The sequence below is a fragment of the Nocardioides sp. SR21 genome, from assembly GCF_022761125.1.
In the GTDB taxonomy this organism is placed as follows: domain Bacteria; phylum Actinomycetota; class Actinomycetes; order Propionibacteriales; family Nocardioidaceae; genus Nocardioides.
The window spans coordinates 292,614-317,416 of record NZ_JAKWJR010000003.1 but is presented as its reverse complement, the minus strand read 5'-3'; the positions used below and the strand labels follow the sequence as shown (position 1 = coordinate 317,416).

At 70.8% G+C, this 24,803-nt stretch carries 21 protein-coding genes; 10 read left to right on the top strand and 11 right to left on the bottom strand.

The window, feature by feature from the left end:
- Positions 1–4 precede the first annotated feature (4 nt).
- The 3 genes from MJ604_RS07540 to MJ604_RS07530 are packed head-to-tail and all read right to left on the bottom strand — an operon-like array spanning position 5 to position 3,486.
- On the bottom strand, positions 5–1,363 hold the full coding sequence (locus tag MJ604_RS07540; protein WP_243057703.1) for an aldehyde dehydrogenase: 1,359 nt from the start codon (positions 1,361–1,363) through the stop codon (positions 5–7).
- Positions 1,364–2,743, bottom strand: a complete 1,380-nt coding sequence (locus MJ604_RS07535) for a glutamine synthetase family protein (RefSeq protein WP_308194118.1) — start codon at positions 2,741–2,743, stop codon at positions 1,364–1,366.
- 8 nt (positions 2,744–2,751) lie between these two features.
- Positions 2,752–3,486, bottom strand: coding sequence for a FadR/GntR family transcriptional regulator (locus MJ604_RS07530; protein ID WP_243057702.1), 735 nt, complete (start codon positions 3,484–3,486; stop codon positions 2,752–2,754).
- A gap of 148 nt (positions 3,487–3,634) precedes the next feature.
- On the opposite strand from MJ604_RS07530, the gene MJ604_RS07525 reads away from it, so the two are divergent.
- From MJ604_RS07525 to MJ604_RS07510, 4 genes are read left to right on the top strand one after another with little or no spacing between them, the layout of a single operon-like run.
- Positions 3,635–5,209 (top strand): amino acid permease, encoded by a 1,575-nt coding sequence (locus tag MJ604_RS07525; protein ID WP_243057701.1) that lies wholly within the window; start codon positions 3,635–3,637, stop codon positions 5,207–5,209.
- A gap of 4 nt (positions 5,210–5,213) precedes the next feature.
- Positions 5,214–6,119, top strand: coding sequence for a choline kinase family protein (locus tag MJ604_RS07520; RefSeq protein ID WP_243057700.1), 906 nt, complete (start codon positions 5,214–5,216; stop codon positions 6,117–6,119).
- Positions 6,112–8,490, top strand: a complete 2,379-nt coding sequence (locus MJ604_RS24190; protein ID WP_243057699.1) for an FAD-dependent oxidoreductase — start codon at positions 6,112–6,114, stop codon at positions 8,488–8,490. Before MJ604_RS07520 ends, MJ604_RS24190 begins: the two co-directional genes overlap by 8 nt.
- Positions 8,491–8,501: 11 nt before the next feature.
- Entirely contained in the window at positions 8,502–8,801 is a 300-nt protein-coding gene (locus MJ604_RS07510) for a hypothetical protein (RefSeq protein WP_243057698.1), read from the top strand.
- A gap of 61 nt (positions 8,802–8,862) precedes the next feature.
- On the opposite strand, the gene MJ604_RS07505 is transcribed toward MJ604_RS07510, so the two are convergent.
- Positions 8,863–9,987: a serine hydrolase gene (locus tag MJ604_RS07505; protein WP_243057697.1), complete on the bottom strand. Its 1,125-nt coding sequence runs from the start codon at positions 9,985–9,987 to the stop codon at positions 8,863–8,865.
- A gap of 6 nt (positions 9,988–9,993) precedes the next feature.
- Between MJ604_RS07505 and MJ604_RS07500 the strand changes: the two genes are divergently transcribed.
- The 4 genes from MJ604_RS07500 (at position 9,994) to MJ604_RS07485 (ending at position 14,712) form a co-directional block, all read left to right on the top strand.
- Positions 9,994–10,812: an SMP-30/gluconolactonase/LRE family protein gene (locus tag MJ604_RS07500; protein WP_243057696.1), complete on the top strand. Its 819-nt coding sequence runs from the start codon at positions 9,994–9,996 to the stop codon at positions 10,810–10,812.
- Positions 10,813–10,821: 9 nt separating this feature from the next.
- The gene (locus MJ604_RS07495) at positions 10,822–12,867 is read left to right on the top strand and encodes an MDR family MFS transporter (protein ID WP_243057695.1); all 2,046 of its coding nucleotides are present in this window, start codon (positions 10,822–10,824) and stop codon (positions 12,865–12,867) included.
- A gap of 254 nt (positions 12,868–13,121) precedes the next feature.
- Positions 13,122–14,111, top strand: coding sequence for a hypothetical protein (locus tag MJ604_RS07490; RefSeq protein ID WP_243057694.1), 990 nt, complete (start codon positions 13,122–13,124; stop codon positions 14,109–14,111).
- Complete coding sequence (locus tag MJ604_RS07485) at positions 14,104–14,712, top strand: class F sortase (RefSeq protein ID WP_243057693.1); 609 nt, start codon at positions 14,104–14,106, stop codon at positions 14,710–14,712. The genes MJ604_RS07490 and MJ604_RS07485 overlap by 8 nt, the downstream gene beginning before the upstream one ends.
- On the opposite strand, the gene MJ604_RS23780 is transcribed toward MJ604_RS07485, so the two are convergent.
- The 7 genes from MJ604_RS23780 to MJ604_RS07450 form a co-directional block, all read right to left on the bottom strand.
- A complete protein-coding gene (locus tag MJ604_RS23780) occupies positions 14,693–16,018 on the bottom strand; it encodes a chitosanase (RefSeq protein WP_279235515.1) in 1,326 nt (441 codons plus the stop codon). The genes MJ604_RS07485 and MJ604_RS23780 overlap by 20 nt on opposite strands.
- 98 nt (positions 16,019–16,116) lie before the next feature.
- Entirely contained in the window at positions 16,117–17,001 is an 885-nt protein-coding gene (locus MJ604_RS07475; RefSeq protein WP_243057692.1) for a carbohydrate ABC transporter permease, read from the bottom strand.
- A complete protein-coding gene (locus MJ604_RS07470) occupies positions 16,998–17,888 on the bottom strand; it encodes a carbohydrate ABC transporter permease (protein WP_243057691.1) in 891 nt (296 codons plus the stop codon). Before MJ604_RS07470 ends, MJ604_RS07475 begins: the two co-directional genes overlap by 4 nt.
- Before the next feature lie 74 nt (positions 17,889–17,962).
- The gene (locus MJ604_RS07465) at positions 17,963–19,339 is read right to left on the bottom strand and encodes an ABC transporter substrate-binding protein (RefSeq protein ID WP_243057690.1); all 1,377 of its coding nucleotides are present in this window, start codon (positions 19,337–19,339) and stop codon (positions 17,963–17,965) included.
- 41 nt (positions 19,340–19,380) lie between these two features.
- Positions 19,381–21,015, bottom strand: coding sequence for a glycoside hydrolase family 13 protein (locus MJ604_RS07460; RefSeq protein ID WP_243057689.1), 1,635 nt, complete (start codon positions 21,013–21,015; stop codon positions 19,381–19,383).
- Between the two features lie 104 nt (positions 21,016–21,119).
- Entirely contained in the window at positions 21,120–22,142 is a 1,023-nt protein-coding gene (locus MJ604_RS07455; protein WP_243057688.1) for a LacI family DNA-binding transcriptional regulator, read from the bottom strand.
- A gap of 98 nt (positions 22,143–22,240) precedes the next feature.
- Positions 22,241–22,840, bottom strand: a complete 600-nt coding sequence (locus MJ604_RS07450; RefSeq protein ID WP_243057687.1) for a hypothetical protein — start codon at positions 22,838–22,840, stop codon at positions 22,241–22,243.
- Positions 22,841–22,939: 99 nt separating this feature from the next.
- Between MJ604_RS07450 and MJ604_RS07445 the strand changes: the two genes are divergently transcribed.
- Positions 22,940–24,064, top strand: a complete 1,125-nt coding sequence (locus MJ604_RS07445) for an LLM class flavin-dependent oxidoreductase (RefSeq protein ID WP_243057686.1) — start codon at positions 22,940–22,942, stop codon at positions 24,062–24,064.
- Positions 24,061–24,657 carry an FMN reductase gene (locus MJ604_RS07440; RefSeq protein WP_243057685.1) on the top strand — a complete coding sequence of 199 codons (597 nt, stop codon included), beginning with the start codon at positions 24,061–24,063 and terminating at the stop codon, positions 24,655–24,657. Before MJ604_RS07445 ends, MJ604_RS07440 begins: the two co-directional genes overlap by 4 nt.
- Positions 24,658–24,803 lie beyond the last annotated feature (146 nt).

Genomic DNA, 24,803 nt, shown 5'->3' with positions numbered 1-24,803 from the left:
GGAGTCAGTGTGCGAAGAAGACGTTCTTGAGCTCGCTGAACGACTGCGGTGCGTCGGGCCCGAGCTCGCGGCCGAGGCCGGACTGCTTGTAGCCGCCGAACGGGGTCCAGTAGCGGACCGACGAGTGCGAGTTCACGCTGAGGTTGCCGGCCTCGACGCCGCGCGCGACCCGCATGCCGCGGCCGAGGTCGTTGGTGAAGATCGAGCCGGACAGGCCGTACTCCGTGTCGTTGGCGAGCTCGATGGCGTGCGCCTCGTCGTCGAACGGCATCACCGCGACCACCGGGCCGAACACCTCCTCGCGCCAGATCCGCGCGGCCGGGTCCTCGACGGTGACCACCGACGGCGGCACCCAGAAGCCGTCACCACCGGGCGTCGATCCGGCGAACGCCACCTCGACCTCGTCGAGGTACGCCGTCACGCTGGCCTTCTGCTGCGCGGAGATGAGCGGGCCCATCTCGGACGACTCGTCGCTCGGGTCGAGCACCTTCACGCCGGCGACCGCGGGCTCGAGCCTCGACACGAACTCGTCGTACGCCGATCGCTCGACCAGGATCCGCGAGCGGGCACAGCAGTCCTGGCCGGCGTTGTCGAAGACGGCGTACGGCGCGCTCGCGGCCGCGGCAGCGATGTCGGCGTCCGCGAACACGATGTTCGCGCTCTTGCCGCCGAGCTCGAGGGTCACCCGCTTCACCTGGTCGGCGCAGCCGCGCATGATCCGCTTGCCGACCTCGGTCGAGCCGGTGAAGCAGACCTTGCGCACCAGCGGGTGTGTCACGAACCGCTCGCCGACGACCGAGCCCTTGCCGGGGATCACGGTGAGCACGTGCTCGGGCAGGCCCGCATCGATGGCCAGCTCTCCGAGCCGGATCGCGGTGAGCGGCGTCAGCTCGGCCGGCTTCAGCACGACGGTGTTGCCCGCCGCCAGCGCGGGCGCGAAGCCCCAGCCGGCGATCGGCATCGGGAAGTTCCAGGGCACGATGATGCCGACCACGCCGAGCGGCTCGTAGAACGTGACGTCCAGGCCGCCGGCGACCGGGATCTGGCGGCCGAAGAGCCGCTCCGGCGCGCCCGCGTAGTAGTTCAGGCAGTCGCGCACGTTGCCGGCCTCCCAGCGCGCGTTGCCCCAGGTGTGGCCGGCGTTGCGCACCTCGAGCTCGGCGAGCTCGTCGACGTGCGCGTCGACGACGGCGGCGAACCGCCGCAGCAGCGCGGCCCGCTCACCCGGCGGCATCGCCTTCCAGGCGGGGAACGCCGCGGCCGCTGCCTCGATGGCGGCGTCCGCCTCGGCCAGCCCGGCCTCCGGCACCTCGGCGACCGCTCGCGCAGTGGCCGGGTTGATGACGGTGAATACCTCGGTCACTTACAGCCTCTCGAATCCGCGGTGGAGCTCCCAGTCGGTCACGGCGGCGTTGTACGCCGCCAGCTCGACGTCGGCCATGTTCGCGTAGTGGTCGACGACCTCGTCGCCCAGGGTCGCCCGGGCGACCGCCGACGAGGAGAAGGCCTCCCGGGCCGCCGCCATCGTGCTCGGGACCTTCGGCCGGCCGGACGTGTAGGCGTTGCCCTCGAGCGCGGGCTCCAGCTCCAGCTCGTTCTCGATCCCGTGGAGACCGCCGGCCAGCATGGCCGCCAGCGCGAGGTAGGGGTTCACGTCCGCGCCCGGGATCCGGTTCTCCATCCGGGCGCCTGCGCCGTGCCCGACCAGGCGGACCGCACAGGTGCGGTTGTCGAGGCCCCAGGCGATCGTCGTCGGGGCGAACGAGCCGTCCGCGAACCGCTTGTAGGAGTTGATGTTCGGCGCGTACAGCAGCGTGAAGTCCGCGACCGTCGCCAGGACCCCGGCCACGAACTGGTCGTAGAGCGGCGTACGGGCGCCGTCCTTCCAGAACACCAGGTCGCCGTCCTGCCCCCGCAGTGACAGGTGGATGTGGCACGAGCTGCCCTCGCGCTGGTTGTACTTCGCCATGAAGGTGATCGCCTTGCCCTGCTGGGCCGCGATCTCCTTGGCGGCGGTCTTGTAGACCACGTGGTTGTCGGCGGTCGTGAGCGCGTCGGCGTACAGGAAGCCCACCTCGTGCTGGCCGAAGTTGCACTCGCCCTTGGCGCCCTCGACGTCGAGACCGGCGGCGTACATCGTGTTGCGGATCTCGCGCAGCAACGGTTCGACCCGCGAGGTCCCGAGGATCGAGTAGTCCACGTTGTACTGGTTGACCGGGCGCAGGTCGCGGTAGCCCGCGTCGTGCGCGGCCTCGTACGTCGTGTCGAACGCGATGAACTCGAGCTCGGTGCCGGCCAGCGCCTCCCAGCCGTGCGCTGCCACACGGTCGAGCTGCTGGTTCAGGATCGTGCGCGGCGACTGGATCACGGGGGAGTGCTGCCCTGAATCGTCGGGAGGCCAGACCAGGTCGCACTGGACCATCGCCGTGGCCGGCAGGTGGGCGAGCAGCCGGATCGTGCGCTCGTCGAGCACGAACTCCATGTCGCCGTACCCCTGCTCCCAGGAGGAGATCGAGTAGCCGTCGACGGTGTTCATGTCGACGTCGACGGCGAGCAGGTAGTTGCAGCCCTCGGTGCCGTGCGGAACGACCACGTCCTTGAAGTACTGGCCGTGCAGGCGCTTGCCCTGCAGGCGGCCCTGCATGTCGGTGAACGCGACGACGACCGTGTCGACCTTCGCCGTCCCGATCAGGTCGAGAAGGCGCTCCATGGTCAGGTGGCGGTTGTTGCGCAGCTCGCTCACGCGTTCTCCTATCCCAGCAGGCCGCGCAGCAGCGCGGCCGTGTCGTCGCAGTGTTCTTCCATGACCGATCGGGCCTTCGCGGACTGTCCGGCGAGGATCGCCTTCACCAGGGCAGCGTGCTGGCGGTCGGAGTGGGCGATGTTGGCGCCGAGCACCGGGATCGCCAGCAGCATCTCGTGCAGCGTGGCCTGCACCGACGTCACGGCCTCGACGGTGCGCGCCGAGCCGGTGAGCGACGCGACCGTGAGGTGGAACCGCGAGTCGGCCTGGCGGTGCTCGGCCGGCTTGCGCGCGGCCGCCACCTCGGCGTGCGCCGCAACCAGGTGCTCGCGATCGTCGTCGTCGAGCGTCGCGGCGGCGGCGAGGTACGCCGCACCCGGCTCGACGATCCGGCGGAACTCCAGCGCATCGAGCCACGCGGCCCGCTTCTCCGCGGAGATCCGCGCCGCGGCCCGGGCGGACGGCGACCTGGGCTTGAGCGTGACGACGGTCCCGCCGTTGCGGCCCCGGGTCGTCTCGACCAGCCCGGCCTCGCGCAGTGCGGCGATGGCCTCGCGCAGGGTGGGCCTGGACACGCCCAGCATGACCGCGAGGTCGCGCTCGGCGGGAAGCGTGGTGCCGAGCGGGTAGACGCCGAGCCGGATCGCGGTCGCCAGCTGCTCCACGCACGCCTCGAACGCATGGTGACCGCGCACCGGTCGCAGGACCGCCTCCGGGAGACGGTGGTCGGGGGAAGCGGTCACGGGCCCATCCTTCGGACGCGACCGACCAGGTGTCAATCGCTCAATGGTCTGAGTTCATACCATTTTTGTCAGCGAGTATTTACAGCCCGGCAGGGCGGGTCTAGCGTCCGGTTCACATTCGCACGATCGCCCCCGGAAGGTGTGAGGCATGCCCGAAGCACACGAGCCCGTCGAGGCTCATCTCAGCGCGGACGAGCAGCATCTGGCGAAACTCGGGTACAAGCAGGAGCTCTCCCGGACCTGGTCCGGGTTCTCGAACTTCGCGATCTCGTTCTCGATCATCTCGATCCTGGCCGGCTGTCTGACGACGTACGGCGCAGGCATCGCGAACGGCGGCCCGGTCTCGATCTCGTGGTCCTGGCCGATCATCTCGATCTTCATCTTGATCATCGGCTTCACGATGTCGGAGCTGGTCTCCGCGATGCCGACCTCCGGCGGCATCTACTACTGGTCGTCGAAGCTGGGCGGCCCGGCAGCGGGGTTCTTCACCGGCTGGCTGAACCTGATCGGCCTGATCGCCGTCACCGCGTCGGTCGCCTACGGGTGCGCGACGTTCTTCAACCTGACGTTCCTGGCGTGGGGCTGGATGGACGAGTTCTCGCTGAACGCCGTCTTCCTGACGTTCCTGGTGATCCTGGCTCTGATCACGCTGATCAACATCTTCTCCAGCCACCTGCTCGCCCTGATCAACAACGTGTCGGTGTGGTGGCACGTGGTCGGAGCTGCCGTCCTCGTCGGCGTGCTGATCTTCGTCCCGGACAACCACCTGAGCGTGTCGCAGGTCTTCACCGACCGGGTGAACCTCTCCGGGTGGGACGGCGGCTCCACGAGCGGGTTCGTGTACTTCTTCGTGATCATCCCGTTCGGGTTCATCCTCACGCAGTACACGATCACCGGGTTCGACGCCTCGGTGCACCTGTCCGAGGAGACGCAGGGTGCGGCCAAGTCGGCGGCACGGGGCATCTGGCAGTCGATCTTCTACTCGGCGGTCGGCGGCTACATCCTGCTGCTCGCGGTCACGTTCGCCATCCCCGAGGTCGACGGAGCACCGGACTACGCGAACATCCCCGCCGGCGGTGTGGCCTACATCTTCGACGCCGCGCTGGGGTCGAACTGGGCCGGGTTCCTGCTGTTCATCTCGTCGTCCGCCCAGCTCTTCTGCGCGACGGCGTGCCTGACCTCGACCTCGCGGATGATGTTCGCCTTCAGCCGCGACCGCGCGGTGCCCGGCTCCGCGCTGTGGTCGAAGGTCAATGCCCAGCGGACGCCCGCCAACGCCGTCATCTTCGCCGCGCTGCTCGGTGCGCTCATCACGCTGCCGGCCCTGAAGTCGGTCAACGGCATCCCGACGGCGTTCTACGCGGTCACCTCGGTGTCGGTCATCGGCCTGTACTTCTCCTTCGCGATCCCGATCTACCTGCGGTGGCGGGCCGGTGACGCGTTCGAGGTGGGCAGCTGGAACAACGGCAAGAAGTACAAGTGGATGAACCTGATCGCGGTCATCGAGATCGTGGTGGTCGGGTTCATGCTGATGCTCCCGACGTCACCGTTCGGCGCTCCGTGGCGCGACGAGTTCGACTGGGCGGCCGTCAACTACGCGCCGATCATGGTCTTCGGGGTGCTCCTGCTCCTCGTGATCTGGTGGTTCGCCTCGGCGCGGACGTGGTTCAAGGGACCGGTGAAGACGATCGACCAGGCCGTGGTCGAGGCGTTCGACGACTGACCGCTTGACCGACACTCCTGCCCTGGACCGCCTCGCCTGCCTGGCGGGGCGGTCCTGGCGCGTCGCGGACCTGCCCGGCGGGCTCACCAACCGCAACTTCCACGTGGTCACCGACGACGGGCTCGACCTGGTGGTCCGCTGGGCTCTCGGCGACGCGACCCTGCTGGGCATCGACCGCGACGCCGAGGCCGCCAACACGGCACTGGCTGCTGATGCCGGCGTCGGTGCCGCAGTGCTGGAGTACCGGCCCGAGGACTCGTTGCTGGTGATCGCCTTCCTCCAGGGTCGATCCCTGGAGGACGCGGACTTCGCCGACGCGGGAGTGCTGGAGCGTGCCGCCGTCGCGACGCGCCTCCTCCACGTCGGGCCGAGGTTCGTCAACGACTTCGACATGTTCGCGCGGCAGGCGGCGTACCTCCGCACCGTGCGGGAGCAGGGCTACTGGCTGCCTCCCGGGTACGACGACCACGCCGACGCCTGGGCCGACGTACGCCGCGCGTTGCACGCGGCACCGCGCCCGACGGTGCCGTGCAACAACGACCTGCTCGCCGCGAACTTCATCGACGACGGCGAGCGGGCGCGGCTGATCGACTACGAGTACTCCGGCAACAACGACCCGTGCTTCGAGCTCGGCAACACGACCACCGAGTGCAACTTCTCCGAGGAGCAGGTCGACGCCTACGTCGAGGCGTACTTCGGCGCGCCGAGCCGAGCCGACCTCGCGCGGGTCCGGCTGCAGGCGCTGTGCAGCGAGTACGGCTGGTCGCTCTGGGGCTTCATCCAGGCCGCCGCCAGCCCGATCGAGTACGACTTCACCGAGTGGGGCATGGAGCGCTACGAGAAGGCGGCGGCCCGGTTCGGGAGCCCGTCGTTCACCCGGCTGCTGGAGGACGTGAGCAACGGTGGTTGAGCTTCCCTCGCGCGCCCGGGTCGTGATCGTCGGCGGCGGCGTCATCGGTACGTCGGTCGCCTACCACCTGACCAAGCTGGGGTGGACCGACGTGCTGCTGCTGGAGCAGGGCGCCCTGTCGTGCGGCACCACCTGGCACGCGGCCGGGCTGGTCGGCCCGCTGCGGGCGTCGGAGAGCGGCACCCGCCTGGTGCAGTACTCCGCCGAGCTGTACGAGTCGCTGGAGGCCGAGACCGGTCTGTCGACCGGGTACCGCAACGTCGGCGGCGTCGTGGTCGCCCGCACCGAGGAGCGGATGGTGCAGCTGCGTCGTACCGCCGCGAACGCGGTCGCCTACGACCTGCCCTGCGAGCTGGTCTCGCCCGAGCGGGCGCAGGAGCTCTGGCCACCGATGCGGGTCGACGACCTGCTCGGTGCGATCTGGCTGCCGGGTGACGGCAAGGTCAACCCGACCGACCTCACCCAGTCGCTGGCCAAGGGCGCGCGGCAGCGCGGTGCGCTGATCGCGGAACGGGTGCGGGTCACCGGGTTCACGACCGCCGAGGGCCGGGTCACCGGTGTCGACACCGACCACGGCCACGTCGAGGCCGAGGTCGTCGTGAACTGCGCCGGCCAGTGGGCCAAGGCCCTCGGGGACCTGGTCGGCGTGACCGTGCCGCTGCACTCGGCCGAGCACTTCTACGTCGTGACCGAGCAGGTCCCGGGGACCCACCCGGACCTGCCGATCATGCGGGACCCGGACGGTTGGACGTACTTCAAGGAGGAGGTCGGCGGCCTGGTGGTCGGCGGCTTCGAGCCCGAGGCGAAGCCCTGGCGCTCGCCCGACGACCTGCCGTACCCCTTCGAGTTCCAGCTCCTCGAGGAGGACTGGGACCACTTCTCGGTGCTGATGGACGAGGCGCTGCTGCGGATCCCGGCCCTGGAGGAGACCGGGATCCGGAAGTTCTACAACGGCCCGGAGTCGTTCACGCCCGACAACCAGTTCCTGCTCGGCGAGGCGCCCGAGCTCGCGGGCTTCTTCGTCGGCGCCGGCTTCAACTCGGTCGGCATCGCGTCGGCCGGCGGTGCCGGGCGCGCGTTGGCGGAGTGGATCGTCGCGGGCGAGCCACAGGACGACCTGGTCGGCGTCGACGTACGCCGGTTCGCGCCGTTCCACGGCGACAACCGGTGGCTGCGGTCGCGCGTCGCGGAGGTGCTCGGCCTGCACTACGCCGTGCCGTGGCCCAACCGGGAGATGGAGTCGGCCCGTCCCCAGCGCACCTCGCCGCTGCACACGCGGCTCGAGTCCAACGGAGCGATCTTCGGGGCACGGATGGGCTGGGAGCGGCCGAACGTCTTCGGCCGCTCGCTCGAGTACTCGTGGGGCAAGCCGTCGTGGCTGCCGTGGTCGGCCTCCGAGCAGGTCGCCTGCCGCACGGACGTCGCGCTCTTCGACCAGACGTCGTTCTCGAAGTACGTCGTCGCAGGCCCGACGGCCCTCGAGGGCCTGCAGTGGGTGTGCGCGGCCGACGTCGACGTCGAGGTCGGCAGCTGCGTCTACACGCCGTTCCTGAACTCGCGCGGCACGTACGAGGCCGACCTGACGGTCACCCGCACGGGCGCCGACTCGTTCCTGCTCGTCTCCAGCTCGGCGACGACGGTCCGCGACCTCGACTGGCTGGCCCGCCACGGCGTACCCGCTCGGGACGTCACGGAGGAGCACGCCGTGATCGGTGTGATGGGTCCCAGCTCCAGGTCGGTGCTGGCGACGTTGTCACCGGACGACTGGGAGGACTTCCCGTTCGCGACGTCGCGCGAGGTGTCGGTCGCGGGCGTGCGGCTGCGCGCCACCCGGATGACGTACGTCGGGGAGCTCGGCTGGGAGCTGATGATCCCGGTGGCCGGCGCCGGGACGGTCTACGACGCGCTCGACGGGACCGACGCCGGCTACTACGCGATCGAGTCGCTGCGCCTCGAGAAGGGCTACCGGGCGTTCGGGCGCGAGCTGACGCCCGACTACGGGCCGGTCGAGGCGGGCCTGGTGTTCGCGACCGCCCTCGACGGCGACAAGGACTTCCTCGGCAAGCAGGCGTTGGCCGCGCACCGGGAGGCGCTGCGGGCCGGCGGGCCTCGAAGGCGGCTGGTCTCGCTGGTGGTCGAGTCACCCGAGCCGATGCTCTGGGGCGGCGAGCTGGTGCTGCGCGGCGGCTCGCCCGTCGGCCAGGTGACCAGCGCCGCCTGGGGCGCGACCGTCGGCTCGTGCGTGGCGCTCGCCTACCTCCGTCACGACGGCCCGGTCACCGGCGAGTGGCTGGCGGGCGGCGGCTTCGAGGTCGACGTGGCGGGGGAGCGGTACGCCGCCCGCGCGTCGCTGAAGGCGCCGCTGCCCTAGGCTCGTCCGTCATGGTGGCCAGCAGATCAGCTCGGGAGCGGAAGGCCGCCGTCGAGGCGGGAGCGCTGGCGACGGTGAAGATCGACGTCGGCGACGCGCAGCAGTTCGTCTACAAGGTCACCTGCACCGAGTGCACCGCCAAGGGGCACCGGAAGTGGTCGACGTACCGCGCCGGCGAGGACAACGGCTACCTGGCCGCGATGGACCGCTGGACCTTCCACCTCACCGAGCGGCACCCCGGTGCCGAGGCGCCGTGCCTGGCCTACCTGGACGCGGCCCAGCAGCGCCTCCACGAGCGCCGTCAGGGGTAGTCCCTGACGTTTCGGGCCTGGATCGGGCTGGGGGACCCCGGAAACGTCAGGGAGTATCCCCTCAGAGCAGCGGCAGGCCGAGCACCTCGCGCACGGCGTTCTCGAGGCGGTCGCCCCGGTCGAACGTGCCGACGTAGCCGGTGAGGAAGGCGACGGCGTACTGGCCGGGCTCGCTCCACCACCCGAAGCTGCCGCCGGTGCCGCCCATGCCGTAGCCGTCGGGGTCGAGCGCGACGCCGAGTCCCCACTCGCGGTCACCACCGCCGACCACCAGGTCCGGTCCGACGCCGGAGCTGCGGGTCAGCTCCGTCATCAGCGCCGGGCTCAGCAGCCGTCCCTGCGACAGCGCGACGTAGAGCTCGGCGACCGCGCGGGCGGTGCCGTGGCCGTTGACGGCCGGGACCTCGGCGCGGCGCCACCGCTCGCCGTTCACGACCTGCGGGTCGCGAGCGCCGGGTGGGTTGGCGATCGCGGGGTAGTAGAGCTCGGGATAGCCCTCCTGCGAGGCCCAGAACTCGTCGCCGAACCCGGTCAGCTCCGCGACCCGGCCGAGCTCGCCGTCACCGAGCCCGATGTGGAAGTCGATGCCGTGCGGGGCGCAGACCTCCTCGCGGAGGAACTGGCCGAGCGTGCGGCCGTCGACCGCGCGCACGACCTGGCCGAGGGGGTGGCCGTAGAACAGCGCCGACTCGCCCTGGGCCGTCCCCGGCTCCCACGACGGCCGCTGCGCCGCGAGCAGCGAGCACATCAGGTCCCAGTCGTAGAACGCCTCGGTCGGCGCCTCCTCGTCGAGCGCGACCAGGCCGGACCGGTGCGACAGCGCCTCACGCACCGTCGTCTCGGCGAGGAGGTCGGACCAGTACTGCTGCAGCGGGTCGTCGAGGCCGACCAGCCCGCGGTCGACGAGCGTGAGCACGGGCAGCGCGGCGATCGGCTTGGTCACCGAGTACGGCATCACCAGCGTGTCCGACGCCCACGGCCGCGTGTGCGCCGCGTCGGCGTACCCGCCCCACAGGTCGACGAGCCACTCGCCGTCATGCCAGACCGCGAACGACGCGCCGGTGCCGGGCTGCTCGGCGAGCACCTCCGCGAACACGTCCCGGACAGCCGCGAAACGAGCGGCGACGGACCCCTGGATCTCTACTGCGAAGCCTTTCGATGAGTTGCCGTCGTCAGTCTGGTCCATCCCGTCATGACGACACACGTGCTTTACGACGGCCTCGCCATGGGGGAGTCGCCGCGCTGGCACGACGGCGCGCTCTGGGTGTGCGACTGGCTGGCCGGCGAGGTCCTCACGATCGACGACAAGGGCCGTGCCACCGTCGTACGCCGGCTCGAGGGGCTGCCGTTCTCGGTGGACTGGCTGCCCGACGGCCGCGAGGTCTACACGACCGACGCCGGCGTGGTGGCCGGGTCGGACCTCGCGCCGTACGGCGGCACCGGCCGGCCGTGGAACGAGATCGTGGTCGACCCCGCCGGTCGGGTCTACGTGAACATGCCCGGCTCGATGCCCGGCGAGGAGCCACGGCCCGGGATCGCTGCGCTCGTCACGCCCGACGGCGAGACGCGCCAGGTGGCCGACGACCTGTGGTTCCCGAACGGGATGGCGGTGACGCCCGACGGGGCGACGCTGATCGTGGCCGAGTCGCACGCGCAGCGGCTGACCGCGTTCACGATCGGTACTGACGGCTCCCTGGCCGACCGTCGGGTCTGGGCCGACCTCGGCGAGGGCGCAGCGCCGGACGGGATCTGCCTCGATGCGGACGGCGCGATCTGGTACGCCGACGTCCCGAACCGGCACTGCCGCCGGGTAGCCGAGGGCGGCGAGGTGCTGGAGACCGTCGAGGTCGACCGTGGCTGCTTCGCCTGCATGCTCGGCGGGCCGGACGGCCGCACGCTGTACATCGTGGCGACCGACTGGGAGCACCTCGACTGGCAGCACGGCGGTGGTGAGCGCACCGGACAGGTGCTCACGTTCCGCGCCTCGACGCCACATGCGGGGCGCCCCTAGGGTGAAGCGATGCCGACGACGGCGGCGCCGGAGACCTCACGCTCGTCCCAGATCATCTACGGGCGGGCGCGCAACCTCGCGTTCGGGACGATCGCCCTCGGCATGCTGCTCGCGGCGCTCGACGGCACCATCGTCTCGACGGCGTTGCCGACCATCGTCGGGGACCTCGGCGGGGGCAACCACGTCTCGTGGGTGGTGACGTCGTACCTGCTCGCGCAGACGATCTCGTCGGCCGTGGTCGGGAAGCTCGGCGACCAGTTCGGCCGCAAGCTGGTCTTCCAGACCAGCGTCACCGTCTTCATCCTCGGCTCGGCGCTGTGCGGCGCGGCGCAGGGGATGTCGTGGCTGATCGCGGCGCGGGCGGTGCAGGGCCTCGGGGCCGGCGGCCTGGTGGTCACCGCCACCGCGCTGATCGCCGACGTCATCCCGCTGCGCGACCGCGGCAAGTACCAAGGCTCACTGGGCGCGGTCTTCGGAGTGACCACGGTCCTCGGCCCGCTCCTCGGCGGCTTCTTCACCGACCAGCTGTCCTGGCGGTGGGCGTTCTACATCAACGTGCCACTCGCCCTCGTCGTGGTCGTGCTGGCGCAGCGGACCATCCCCGGGACCAAGGCCCACCACCGGGCGAGCATCGACTGGCTCGGGATCGCCACCGTCGGGATCGGTTCGGCGGCCCTGATCCTGGCGACCAGCTGGGGCGGTACGACGTACGACTGGGGCTCGTCGCAGATCATCGGGCTCTTCGTCCTCGGTGCCGTCGGCATGGCGGCGTTCGTCCTGGTCGAGCTGCGCGCCACGGACCCGATCCTGCCGATGGGGCTCTTCCGCAAGCGGGTGTTCTCGCTGTGCGCCGCGCTGAGCTTCGTCGTCGGGTTCACGATGCTCGGGGCGATGACGTTCCTGCCGACCTTCCTGCAGTACGTCGACGGCGTCAGCGCGACCGAGTCGGGCCTGCGGATGCTGCCGCTGGTCCTCGGGCTGCTGCTGACGTCCATCAGCTCCGGGATCGTGGTGAGCCGCACCGGCCGCTACAAGATGTTCCCGGTGGCCGGCTCGATCCTGATGGCCGTCGGCCTCTACCTGCTCTCGCGGATGGACGCGTCCACCTCGGTCGGCGTCTCGTCGCTCTCGATGTTCGTGCTCGGGCTCGGCATCGGGATGTGCATGCAGGTGCTCACGATCATCGTGCAGAACTCCGTGCCCTACACCCAGCTCGGCGTCGCCACCTCCGGGGTGACCTTCATGCGCACCCTGGGCAGCGCGTTCGGCGCGGCCGTGTTCGGATCGCTGTACGCCAACTTCCTCGAGGACGAGCTGCCGGGCGCCCTGGCGCGCGCACCCGGCGTCACGCCGGCCGACCTCGCGACGCCGTCGGCGCTGCACCAGCTGGACGAGCTGCTGATCGCGCCGATCCTCGACGCCTACGCCGCCGCCCTCTCGCAGGTGTTCCTCTGGGCGGCGCCGGTGGCGCTGGTCGCGCTCGCGCTGGCGATCGCGCTGCCGCAGGTGAGGTTGAGCGACGACCTGCAGCCGAGTGCCGCGGACCTCGGCGAGGGCTTCGGTCTCCCGGAGGCGCGCGACGCCGAGGAGCGGATCGCCCAGCGGGTGGCCAACGTGCTCTACGCCCGTGGCCGCGAGGGTGTGCAGGAGATGCTCGAGCGCGCCGACCTCGGCATGGACGAGGGTCGGGTCTGGGCGCTGGTCCAGGTGCACGGCCTCACCGAGGCCGGGCGCACCGCGTCCGTGCACGACGTCGCGCGCGCCCGCGCCGTGCCCGCGGTCCTGCTGCAGCCGGCGTTCGACGAGCTGCTCGAGCGCGGCCTCATCGGCGGCTCGCCCGACGACCTGCGGATGACCGGCGCCGGCGACGAGCAGATGGCCCGGCTGGTGGAGGCGTTCCGCGCGTGGATCATCGGGGAGCTGCCCGGGATCGCGCCGGACGAGGTCTCTGCCGTCGACGCGGTGATCGCCCGGATCGTGCAGCGCGTGGTGCGCGAGGAGGCCGACAGCCGGCCGATCGTGTCGGTCGGGCTCGAACCGCCCGCGCTGCCCTGACGACCGAGACGAAGTCCAACGACCCGGTGGTCGCCGGGTTACGTGTGACCTCCCACTGGTCCAGACCGATGTGAGCGCGCGTCTTGACGGGGCACAGAGCCTCCATCAGCACGGTGCGCGACGGATGTGGGGACGGACGTCGGTCACTCGGAAACCATGACCACGAACGGAGTGTGTTGAGCATGTCTCGAACGCGGTACGGCCTGGCGATGGCCTCGGCGGCAACCCTGGCATCACTGTCCTGCGGAGCTCTGGTGAGCGTGGCCGCAGCCGACCCCGGCAGCGTCCCGCACCAGGGGGACAACGGCAAGCACAGCGGCCAGGTCAAGCACGGTGACCAGCACGGTGACAAGCACGGTGACAAGAGCCAGGACAAGGGTCCGAAGGGCGACAAGGGCAAGGGGAACGGCCACGCCCACGGTCACGCCCACGCGCCCGGCCAGCAGGCCGGCCACGGCAACAACGGGAACAACGGGAACAACGGGAACAACGGGAACGGCAGCAACGGCAACGGCAACGGCAACCAGGGCGACCACGCCGACCCGCCGGGCAACAACGGCACCGTGAAGATCGCGGCGCCGGGCGACGCGGTCGGCCACCCGAGCAACAACCCGCACCCGGGCTGCACGGTGGTCGTGGAGTGGTTCGGCTTCGACGCGGGCGACGACGTGGTGTCGACGGTCGACTTCGCGCCGCAGGCGCCGACGTCCGACGTGACCATCGGTGGCACCGCTCCGGCGACGGTCTTCGTCGGCGGCGATGCGGCGTCCGGCGGCACCGACCTCGACGGCCGCCAGGCCTACACCCTCACGTTCACCGGGGACCCTCACCCGAAGCAGGGCTTCCACGTGAAGCTCACCGTCGCGACGCCGCGCTCGCTCGGCAACGACACGAAGTCCAAGGTCTTCTGGGTCGAGCCGTGCGCCGACGTCCCGGTCGAGGAGGCGCCGGACGTGAAGACGCCGAGTGCCACCACGCACGCGGGTGAGCCGCCGGCGCAGACCACCGACCAGGGCGCGAGCAGCCACACCCTGTCCGTGACGAACGGGGTGGACGACTCGACCGCCTCGACTTCCGACGAGCGCGCCGACAGCGACGCCCCGGTCCCGACCGCGGTCGACGCGGGCGAGGGCTCCGAGGTGCTGCCGGAGTGGGTGCGCTCGCCGGTGCCGCTCGCCGCGATCGCCGGCGGACTCGTCCTCCTGGCCGCGGCCGTCGCTCGCCGCGCGCGGAACGGTGCCTGACGCACGATCGCTCGCGCTCGCGGCCGCCGGCTCACTGCTGGCGGCCGCGGGAGCGGTGGTGTGGCTGACGCACGGCGACGCCGTGTCGGTCACCGCCGACCCCGGTGCGCGGGCGACGACCCCACCTCCGGTCGGTACGACGGCGCTGCCGGTGCGTGCCGCGCCGGAGCCCGGCGCCCCGCGCCGGGTCCTGATCCCGGCGCTCGGCGTGAGCGCACCCGTCATGCCCGTCACGGCACCGGACCGGACGCTCGTCCCGCCGGCGGACCCCGACCGGCTTGGTTGGTGGGCCGACGGCGCCAAGCCAGGAGCCCGCGAGGGCAGCGCGCTGATCGCCGGCCACACGGTGCACACCGGTGGTGGTGCGCTGGACGACCTCGAGGAGCTGGAGGCCGGCGACGAGGTCGTGGTGCGCACCGATCGGGGAACCGTGCGGTACACGGTCGACCGGGTGCGGGTCTACTCGAAGGGCCGGATCGCCGACGACGCCACACGGCTGTTCAGCCAGGACTCGCCGGGGCGGTTGGTGCTGATCACCTGCGAGGACTGGGACGGCACCCGCTACCTCAGCAACGTGGTGGTCACCGCGGTTCCCGACTGATGTGGAACCGATCGCCGTACACGTGCCAGGTGAGCGGTGGCCGGAGACCGAAGTTCCGCTCACGGAGGAACCGGCGCTGCGCCGTGTCGATCCGTGAGGTGTCCTCGTGCGCGGACTCCTGCTTCATCACGCGAGTGCGAGCGTCGAGGAACGCGTCGAGGTAGGCACCCTCCGAGCCACCCTCGGCCGGCGTGCGGGCGTGCCGCAACGCGGCGCGGCGGATCCCGCCGAAGCTCGACGCGTCACCGCCGGGTCCGTGCATGACCACCGCGTCGTAGTAGACGAACTGTCCGAGCGCGCGCAGTCCGTCCTGCTTCGCCCGGCGTACGGCGGGGTCGAAGTAGACCCGGTCCCGCTCGGCATCCTGCACCCGTCGGAATGCCGGGTCGTGGGCGGCACGGTGCCAGGCGCGGACGAACGGCCGGCCGAGTCCCTCGTGGGAGTCGGTGCCGTTCACGCGCTCGAGCGCGGGGATGAACCTCGCCAGCGGGTTGCCGGGCTGTGCGTCGGTGTAGCGGCGTACGACGACGAGCAGGTCGCCGGTGCCGGAGCAGAAGCCGATGATCCCTCCGGTGTAACCGCGGCCGTCGCCGATGTCCTCGAGGTAGGTGTACTGCCGTCGCCACCTCAGTGTGGAGTTCTCCGCACTCGAGACGAGCCGCATCGCGATCTCCTTGCGGGCCGGGCGGTCGAGCCCGGTGACCCGGAGCGCAGACCGGAGCTCGATGCCGTCGGTCCAGTAGTCGAGCTCCGCGCCGGCGTCGACGACGTCCTGGGTGGTCGTGACGTCGATGCGGTCGTCGTTGGCGATGTCGAACAGCGTCTCCACGCTCACCGGCAGGTCGACGTCCCGAGGATCCTGGGTGAGCCGAGGTCCGGCGAACGCCACCATCACGATCTGCCCGTCACTCTTCGGGACGAGCGCGAAGACGGCACCTGGATCCTCCTCCGGGTCGTCGGTGTTCCAGCGGAGGGTGCCGTCGTCGGTCTCCACGCAGTGGTGGGTGTACCAACCCTCGGTGGTGTCGCAGTCGACGAGCTCCGTCTCCGCGTCGAGCGTGCCCAGGGTGATGGTCAGCGAGTCACCCGGGTCGTTCTTCTCGGGCCCGTAGCGCAGGTCGGCGATCACCGGGTCCTCGAAGGCGTCGAACCAGTCGAGGCTCTCGGCGCTGGCGGAGGCCGGTGTCCCGGCGTGGTCGGCCGCGACGTACGCCAGTGCCTGCGGCGTGATCGGGACCTCGTCGTCGTCGCACCCGGTGGCCGCGAGCGTCGCCACGATCAGCAGGATCCCGAGTCCGCGGCGCATGCCGCCACGCTAGCCCGGCGCCCGGCGATCGCGGGGAATGGTCACCAACCGCAGATCTGGAGCGCTCCCACCTGCGGTTGGTGACCATTCCGCACCCGTCAGCCCTTGACCGCGCCGTCCAGCCCGCCGCGCAGGAAGAGCCGCTGGAACACCAGGAAGAACGCGATCGGCAGCGCGCAGGAGATCAGCAGCGCGGCCATCATCACGTCGAGCTCGGTGACGCCGGCGAGCCGGGGGAGTCGCACCGAGAGCGGCTGCTTCGCGGGGTCGGGGAGCACGACGAGCGGCCAGATGAAGTCCTTCCAGGCGGCGAGCACGGCGAACACCGAGACCACGCCGAGGACCGGTCGGGACATCGGGAGCACGACGTACCAGAACAGCCGGAAGTCGCCGCAGCCGTCGACCCGCGCGGCCTGGATGACCTCGCGCGGCAGGTTGTCGAAGAACCGCTTCACCAGCGCGATGTTGAAGGCGCTGGCACCGGCGGGGAGGAACGCGCCCCAGTAGGTGTTCACGAGGTTCCAGTGCGTGAACGGCATGTCGAGGACGGTCAGGTAGAGCGGCACCAGCAGCACGACCGCCGGGACGAACATCGTGGCGAGCACCAGCCCGTAGAGGACCCGGCCGTAGCGCGGCTGCAGCACGGACAGCGCGTAGCCGCCGGTGACGGCGACCAGCATCTGCACGGCCCAGGAGCCGAACGCGATGATCACCGTGTTCCAGAAGTAGAGCTTGAGGTCGATGTCGACCCAGGCGGTGCGCAGGTTCTCCCAGTCGACGCCGTTCGGCCAGAGCTCGAGCGGGTAGCGCAGCGTGTCCTGGGTCGGCGTGATCGCCGACTTCGCCAGCCAGAGGATCGGGCCCAGGCACACGAGCACGAGGAAGAGCAGGACCAGGCCGTTGAGCAGCGTCCGCCCGATCTTGAACAGCGGCCGGCCGCGCTCGTACTCCGACGTGATCCCGCGCGACTCGTCGGCGCTCACTCCGACCACCGCCGGGTCAGCCGGAAGTACACGAGCGACAGCAGCGCGAGCGCGACGGCGAGCATCAGGCTGAGCGCGGTCGCCTTGCCGTAGTCACCGCCGGTCGTGTTCTGGAACGCGTAGCGGTAGACCAGCAGGAGCACGGTCAGCGTCGAGTTGTTCGGTCCGCCGTCGGTGAAGAGGTACGGCTCGAGGAAGACCTGCGCCGTCCCGATGATCTGCAGGATCAGCGTGATCAGCATGATCCCCCGCAGGTGCGGGAGCGTGACGTGCCAGACCTTCCCGAGTACGCCGGCCCCGTCGACCTCCGCGGCGTCGTACTGCTCGGGCGGCACCGACACGAGCGCCGCGAGGTAGATGATCACGGTGCCGCCGGCCGCTGCCCACGTCGCCTCGATGACGAGGGAGGGCATCGCCCAGGCCGGATCCTCCAGCCAGGGCACCGGCCCCAGTCCGACCTTCCCGAGGATCGAGTTGAAGACCCCGGTCGGCTCGGCGTCGTAGAAGAACCGCCACAGCAGCACGGCGACCGCGGGCGGGATCACGACCGGCAGGTAGGCGAGCAGCGAGTACAGGCCCTTGGCCCGCCGTACGTCGCTCATGATCACCGCGAGGATCAGCGGCACCGGGTACCCGAAGACGAGCGCCAGCAGCGCGAACCACAGGGTGTTCTGCACGGCCGTGGCGAGCAGGGGGTCCTCGAGGACCGCGCGGAAGTTGTCGAGGCCGACGAACTCCGGGTCGGTCACCAGGTTGGTCTGCTGGACGCTCATGATGACCGAGCGGACGATCGGCCACCACGAGAACAGCCCGAACACCAGCAGCATCGGCAGCAGGAACACCAGGGTGCTCGCCGATCCGCGCGCTCGGGTGAGGAGCGAGGACATGAAGACCTTTCGGGTCACAGGGGTACGGACCGGCCGGCACCGTCGAGGATGAAGTGCCGGCCGGCCCCTACCGGTCAGGAGTCGAGCAGCGCCTGTGCCTGGCTCTGCGCGTCGGCGAGCAGCGCGGCGATGTCCGCGTTCTCGTCCGTGAGCACCTTCTGCACGACGGCGTCGAGGATCGCGTACAGCTCCTGGGTGTGGCTGGCGGGCTCGGGGACCAGGCTCTGGTCGAAGATGCCCTCACGGAACGACGACATCTGGTCCTGGGGGACGTTCACGTACGGCGCGATCGCGTCCTGCACGCCCTGCCAGGTCGGCTCGTCGAAGATCGGCAGCGTCGGGGTGCCGATCGGCTGGTCGCTCTCGGCCAGGACCTTCGCGTCCGCCTCGGCGGCCGCGGGGTCGTAGTTCTTCTTCTCGCGGTAGAAGTCGTTCCAGAGCACGGCGGCGGACTGCTCCTCGTCCGACGCCTTGGCGCTGACCGCGGCCACCGAGCCGCCGCCCAGGACGCCGGCGTCGGGGCTGTCCGACAGCGGCAGCACGGCGAGCCCGTAGCTGTCCGGGTCGACCTGGTTGGTGGTGACCAGCGCGTTGTAGACGTCCGAGCCGGACATGTACATGCCGATCTTGCCGGCCGCGAACGCCTCGTTGATCGTGCCCCACTCGAAGTTCGTGTTCTTGCCCATCGAGTCGTCCTCCCACCGCATGTCGTGCAGCATCTGGAGACCCTCGGCGGTGGCGGGGTTGTCGACGCTGGCGGTCGTGCCGTCCTCGGACTGCAGTCGGCCACCGAGCGTGTAGGTCAGCGTGGTCAGCATCCAGCCGCCGGTGTTGTTGGCGCTCATCTGGACGTAGCCGGCCTGGCCGGTGGCCTCCGCGATCGCGTCGGCGTCCTCGCGGACCTCGTCCCACGTGGTCGGCGGCGCGTCCGGGTCCAGCCCGGCCTCCTCGAACAGGTCGCGGTTGTAGTGCAGGCCGACGCCGTACACGTCGGTCGGCAGGCCGTAGATCTTGCCGTCGGTGCCGGTCGCGGCGGCGAGCACGCTCGGGTTGAACTCCTCGGCGTACGGCAGCTCGTTGACGTACTCGGTCACGTCGGCGATCTGCTGGCGCTCGGCGAGGCCCTTGGTGTCGGTGAACGGCACGCGGAACGTCGTCGGCAGCGTGTCGCCCGCGAGCTGGGTGGAGAACGTCTCGGCGCTCCACTCCCACTCGACCGGCTCCACGACGATGTCCGGGTTGTCCTTCATGAACTCGTCGGCGAGCTTGTTGACAGCGTCGATGGTGCCCTGCTCGTCGCCGGGCCTCCAGCCCTCGACGGTGATCTTCACCTTGCCGTCGCTCTCGCTGTCGTCGCCGTCGCTGCCGCACGCGGCCGCGAGCACCGAGACGGAGGCGAGGGATGCGATGGTCGCCAGCGCGGTGAGTCCGCGCCGCCGGTGGTTCCTCATGGTTGCTCCTTGGTGGTGTTGCGGTTCTGGGTGCCTGGAGGTCAGTCGGTCTGCAGCCAGGCGCTGGCATCGGCGGGCAGGCGTCCTCCTTCCACCGGCACGCTGGCGAGCCAGGTCTGCGCGGGAGTCGGCAGGTCGATCGGACCGTCCGAGAAGTTGGTGACGTGCACGAAGCCGCCGCGGCGGAAGGCGATGACCTCCGGGCCGAGGTCGAGCCACTCGAGGGCGCCGTCGCCGAGCTCCGGGCGCTCGTGGCGCAGCCGGAGCGCGGCGCGGTAGAGCGCCAGCATCGAGTCGGGGTCATCGGACTGGGCTGCGGCGGTGAGGCCCGCCCAGTCGCCGGGCTGGGGGAGCCAGGTCTCGACGGGTACGTCGCTGAAGCCGTACGGCGGTGTCGTCCCCGACCACGGGAAGGGCACGCGACAGCCGTCGCGGCCGGGGTCGACACCACCGGACCGGGCGTGCATCGGGTCGTCGATGCGCTCGACGGGGATGTCCGCCTCCGGGAGCCCGAGCTCCTCGCCCTGGAACAGGTAGTAGGCGCCCGGGAGCGCCATGGCGAGCAGAGCCGCTGCCCGCGCCCGCCGGGTGCCGAGCGGGAGGTCGGTCGGCGTGCCGAACCGCTTGGTCTCGAAGGCGAACGCCGTGTCCTCGCGGCCGTACCGGGTGGCGGGGCGGGTCACGTCGTGGTTCGACAGCACCCACGTCGCCGGCGCGCCGACCCGGTCGTGCACCTCCAGCGTCTGCCGGATCGACTGGTCCAGCGCCTTGGCGTCCCACGGGGACGACATGAAGTCGAAGTTGAACGCCGAGTGCAGGACGCCCGGGCGCAGGTAGCGTGCGAACCGCTCCGCGTCCGGCAGCCAGATCTCGCCGATCAGCACCCGGTCGGCGCCGTACGACTCGGCGATCCGGCGCCAGCCGCGGTAGATGCCCTGGAGGTCCTCCCGGTCGACGTACGGGTGCTCACCGGGATCGTGGGACGGGTCGACCTCGGGCAGCTCGGAGTCCTTGGCGAGCAGCGCGGCGGAGTCGATCCGGATGCCCGCGACCCCGCGGTCGAACCAGAACCGCAGGATGTCCTCGTGCTCGGCGACGACCTCGGGGTGGCCCCAGTTCAGGTCGGGCTGCCCGGGCGAGAACAGGTGGAGGTACCACTGCTCGGGGCCGTCCGAACCGACCACGCGGGACCAGGCCGGGCCGCCGAACTCCGAGATCCAGCCGTTCGGGGCGAGCTCGCCGTCGGTGCCACCGCCGTCGCGGAACCAGAACCGTTCACGCTCGGGTGACCCGGGGCCGGCGGCCAGCGCCGCCTGGAACCACAGGTGCCGGTCGGAGACGTGGTTGGGGACGACGTCGATGATCGTGCGGATGCCGAGCGCGAGCGCGTCGGCGATCAGCACCTCGGCCTGGTCGAGGTCGCCGAACGCGGGCTCGATGTCGCGGTAGTCGGCCACGTCGTAGCCGCCGTCGGCCATCGGGGACGGGTACCACGGCGTGAACCAGAGCGCGTCGATGCCGAGCTCGGCCAGGTAGGGGAGCCGGGAGTGCACGCCGGCGAGGTCGCCGGTCCCGTCGGCGTTCCCGTCCGCGAAGCTGCGCGGGTACACCTGGTAGATCGCCGCGCTGCGCCACCAGTCGGCGCTCGGCGCGGGGTCGTGCTGGTCGGTGCTCACGCTGTGCAGGCCTCGTTCCCGTTGTGGTGGCCGTCACGGTGGGTGACGGCGCCGGGAACGCTAAAAGGGCTTGCAGGGCGCTGCAAGAACCTGACAGTGAGTAATTAACTTTCAGATCTTGCAGCGGAAGACGGCGCGTTTGCAGGCCGGGTGGACCGGCGGACCACGAGCTCGGGCTCGAAGAGGAGCTCATCCGCGGGGGCCTCCTCGCCGCGGATCTGGGCGAGCAGGGCGGCCACGGCGGCCCGGCCCATCGCCTCGATCGGCTGGCGGACCGTGGTCAGCGGAGGCTCCACCGACGACATGAACGCGGAGTCGTCGTACCCGACCACGGACACGTCCTCGGGCACCCGCAGGCCAGCGCGGCGCACCGCCCGGATCGCGCCCAGCGCGAGCGGGTCGCTCGCGCACACCAGCGCGGTCGCGCCCCGGCCGATCAGCGTGGACGCCGTCGCCTGGCCGCTCTGCAGGGAGAACTGGCTGTGCCCGACCAGGTCGTCGGGGAGGTCGAGCATGGCGCGGGCGGCCGCGAGCTTGCGCATCGACGGCTCGTGGTCGCGCGGTCCGAGGACCAGGCCGATGCGCTCGTGCCCCAACGCCTGCAGGTGCTCCAGCGCCTGCTCGACAGCGCTGGCGTCGTCGCAGACCACGCTCGGGAACGGCAGCCGGTCGATGCCGGCGTTGAGGAGGACGACCGGCAGCTTGCGCCGGGCGAGGCGGTCGTAGTGGGCATGGTCGGCCTCGGTCTGGCTGTACTGCCCACCGGCGAAGATGATCCCGGCGACCTGCTGCTGCTCGAGGAGCATGTCGACGTACCCCGCCTCGGCGCCCGCCTCGTTGATCTGGGTGCACAGCACGGGCGTGAGGCCGTTCTGCGACAGCAGCGCGCCGACCACCTCCGCCAGCGCGGGGAAGATCGGGTTCGACAGCTCGGGGAGCACCAGCCCGACCAGGCGGGCCCGCTCACCGCGCAGCTTGGTCGGCCGCTCGTAGCCGAGGACGTCGAGCGCGGTCAGCACGGTCTCGCGCGTCGCCTCGGACACCCCGGGCTTGCTGTTCAGCACCCGGCTGACCGTCGCCTCGCTCACGCCCGCGCGGGCGGCCACCTCGGCCAGTCGTCGCGTCATGGGCGGCAATCTAGCTCGCGATCAGTGCAAGTGCCTTGCGATCTCCTGCAAGAAGTTGACGGTCGGGCTGCAAGTCACCGGTCGCGGACCGACGCCCGTTACCGAACCGTGTCCTCACGCGGGACCCGGAAGGCCACCAGGAGGCCCGCGCACAGCGCTCCGAGGGTGCCGAGCGTCTCGTCGCCGAGCGTGTCCTCGTAGGCGGTCTCGATCTCGGTGCCGTGCCGGATGAACGTCCACCACTCCCCGAGCTCCCAGCCGATCGCGAGGATCGCGCCCAGTCCGCAGATCAGCAGCACGACCGCCCACCGCGGGCGCACCGAGCCGCAGATCAGCAGCCCGACGCCGGTGAGCAGCAGGAACCAGTTGAAGAAGTGGTTGAAGTCGTCCCACCACACCAGGGAGTCGTAGAGGTCGAGGCTGTTGCCGGTCACGTCGATGAGGAACGGCAGCATGATCAGCGTGAACGCGCCGTACGGTGCTGTGCTCCAGATCCTGGCCGGTCGCGGCGTACGCCGCCGGGCCGCCGACCACCAGATGGCCGGCGCGACCAGCATCATGAGGGGATAGGCGAGCAGCCGCGCGCCGAACGCCTTGTCGGCGAACCTCTCGATTCCGGGGACCCACTCGGCCACGGCCAGCTGGCCGACCGTCAGCAGGATCACGAGGACGGGGACCCACCACGGGACTCGCTTCACGCGAGGATGGTGGCAGGAATAGCAGTGACGTGCGCGCGGTTGACCCGGTCGTACGGAATTCAACTAACGCGACAATCGACTGAAGGACAGTGAGCGGACATGCAGATCGGCATCTTCACCGTCGGAGATGTGACGCCGGACCCGACCACCGGGCGTACTCCCACGGAGCACGAGCGGATCAAGGCGACGGTCGAGATCGCCAAGAAGGCCGAGGAGGTGGGCCTGGACGTGTTCGCGACCGGTGAGCACCACAACCCGCCGTTCATCGCGTCCAACCCGACCGCCACGCTGGCCTACATCGGCGCCCAGACCGAGAACATCATCCTGTCGACCGCGACCACGCTGATCACCACCACCGACCCGGTGCTGATCGCCGAGGACTACGCGAAGATCCAGCACCTCACCGACGGCCGCGTCGACCTGATGATGGGCCGCGGCAACACCGGCCCGGTCTACCCCTGGTTCGGCAAGGACATCCGTGAGGGCATCAATCTCGCGATCGAGAACTACGCGCTGCTGCGCAGGCTCTGGACCGAGGACGTCGTGAACTGGGAGGGCAAGTTCCGCACGCCGCTGCAGGGCTACACCTCGACCCCGCGGCCGCTGGACGGCGTGGCGCCGTTCGTGTGGCACGGCTCGATCCGCAGCCCCGAGATCGCCGAGCAGGCGGCCTACTACGGCGACGGGTTCTTCCACAACCACATCTTCTGGCCGGCCGGGCACACCAAGCAGATGGTCGACCTCTACCGCCGCCGCTTCGAGCACTACGGCCACGGCCCGGCGGACACGGCGATCGTCGGCCTCGGCGGACAGTTCTTCATGCGGAAGAACAGCCAGGACGCGGTCGACGAGTTCCGCCCGTACTTCGACAACGCGCCGGTCTACGGCCACGGCCCGTCGCTCGAGGACTTCACCGAGGCGACCCCGCTGACCGTCGGCTCGCCCCAGCAGGTGCTGGAGCGGACGCTGTCCTTCCGTGAGTACGCCGGCCACTACCAGCGCCAGCTGTTCCTGGTCGACCACGCCGGGCTCCCGCTGAAGACCGTCCTCGAGCAGCTCGACCTGCTCGGCGAGATCCTCCCGGAGATGCGCAAGGGCTTCGCCGAGGGCCGGCCCGCGCACATCCCGGACGCCCCCACCCACGCGTCCCTGGTCGCCGCCGCCGGCGGTGCCAAGGACACCACCATCCACGCCGTCGACGACGTGACAGGAGTCTCCGTATGACCCGCATCGCCGTGATCAGTGCCGGCCTCAGCGTGCCGTCCTCGACCCGGCTGCTCGCCGACCGGCTGGCCGACGCCACCGTCGCCGCGCTCCACGAGCCGGTCGAGGTCGACGTGGTCGAGCTGCGCCCGCTGGCGCACCCGCTCGCCGACCACCTGCTCACCGGCTTCCCTTCCGGCGAGCTCGCCGAGGCGATCGAGACGGTACGCCGCGCCGACGCCCTGATCGTCGTGACGCCGGTGTTCTCCGCGTCGTACTCCGGTCTGTTCAAGACGTTCTTCGACGTCCTGGAGCCGGACACCCTCGCGGGCGTCCCGGTGCTGATCGGCGCGACCGCCGGCACCGCGCGGCACTCGCTGGTGCTGGAGCACGCGCTGCGGCCGCTGTTCACCTACCTGCACGCGACCGTGGTGCCGACCGGTGTCTTTGCCGCGAGCGAGGACTTCGGCGAGGCCGGGCTCCAGTCCCGGATCGAGCGCGCCGCCGGTGAGCTCGGCGCGCTGCTGACCGGTGCCCCGCGCCAGCGGGTTCGCACCGTCGAGGACGAGTTCGCCGACCCGACGCCGTTCGAGGACCTGCTCCGCGGCGCCTGATCCGCGGCGCCTGATCCGCGGCGCCTGATCCGAGGCCCGAGGGCGCCCCGTCGACGACCGTCGACGGGGCGCCCTCGTGTCACAGGATGGTCACGGCGACGGGAACTCGCCGCGCAGATGCAACCGAGTGGTCCGCCCAGGCGTCA

What these genes read in the sequence shown, in the direction of transcription:
- MJ604_RS07525 (WP_243057701.1), top strand. Translation starts at nt 3,635, where the DNA reads ATGCCCGAAGCACACGAGCCCGTCGAGGCTCATCTCAGCGCGGACGAG.
- MJ604_RS07510 (WP_243057698.1), top strand. Translation starts at nt 8,502, where the DNA reads ATGGTGGCCAGCAGATCAGCTCGGGAGCGGAAGGCCGCCGTCGAGGCG.
- MJ604_RS07505 (WP_243057697.1), bottom strand. Translation starts at nt 9,987, where the DNA reads ATGGACCAGACTGACGACGGCAACTCATCGAAAGGCTTCGCAGTAGAG.
- MJ604_RS07500 (WP_243057696.1), top strand. Translation starts at nt 9,994, where the DNA reads ATGACGACACACGTGCTTTACGACGGCCTCGCCATGGGGGAGTCGCCG.
- MJ604_RS07495 (WP_243057695.1), top strand. Translation starts at nt 10,822, where the DNA reads ATGCCGACGACGGCGGCGCCGGAGACCTCACGCTCGTCCCAGATCATC.
- MJ604_RS23780 (WP_279235515.1), bottom strand. Translation starts at nt 16,018, where the DNA reads ATGCGCCGCGGACTCGGGATCCTGCTGATCGTGGCGACGCTCGCGGCC.
- MJ604_RS07470 (WP_243057691.1), bottom strand. Translation starts at nt 17,888, where the DNA reads ATGTCCTCGCTCCTCACCCGAGCGCGCGGATCGGCGAGCACCCTGGTG.
- MJ604_RS07465 (WP_243057690.1), bottom strand. Translation starts at nt 19,339, where the DNA reads ATGAGGAACCACCGGCGGCGCGGACTCACCGCGCTGGCGACCATCGCA.
- MJ604_RS07455 (WP_243057688.1), bottom strand. Translation starts at nt 22,142, where the DNA reads ATGACGCGACGACTGGCCGAGGTGGCCGCCCGCGCGGGCGTGAGCGAG.
- MJ604_RS07445 (WP_243057686.1), top strand. Translation starts at nt 22,940, where the DNA reads ATGCAGATCGGCATCTTCACCGTCGGAGATGTGACGCCGGACCCGACC.
- MJ604_RS07440 (WP_243057685.1), top strand. Translation starts at nt 24,061, where the DNA reads ATGACCCGCATCGCCGTGATCAGTGCCGGCCTCAGCGTGCCGTCCTCG.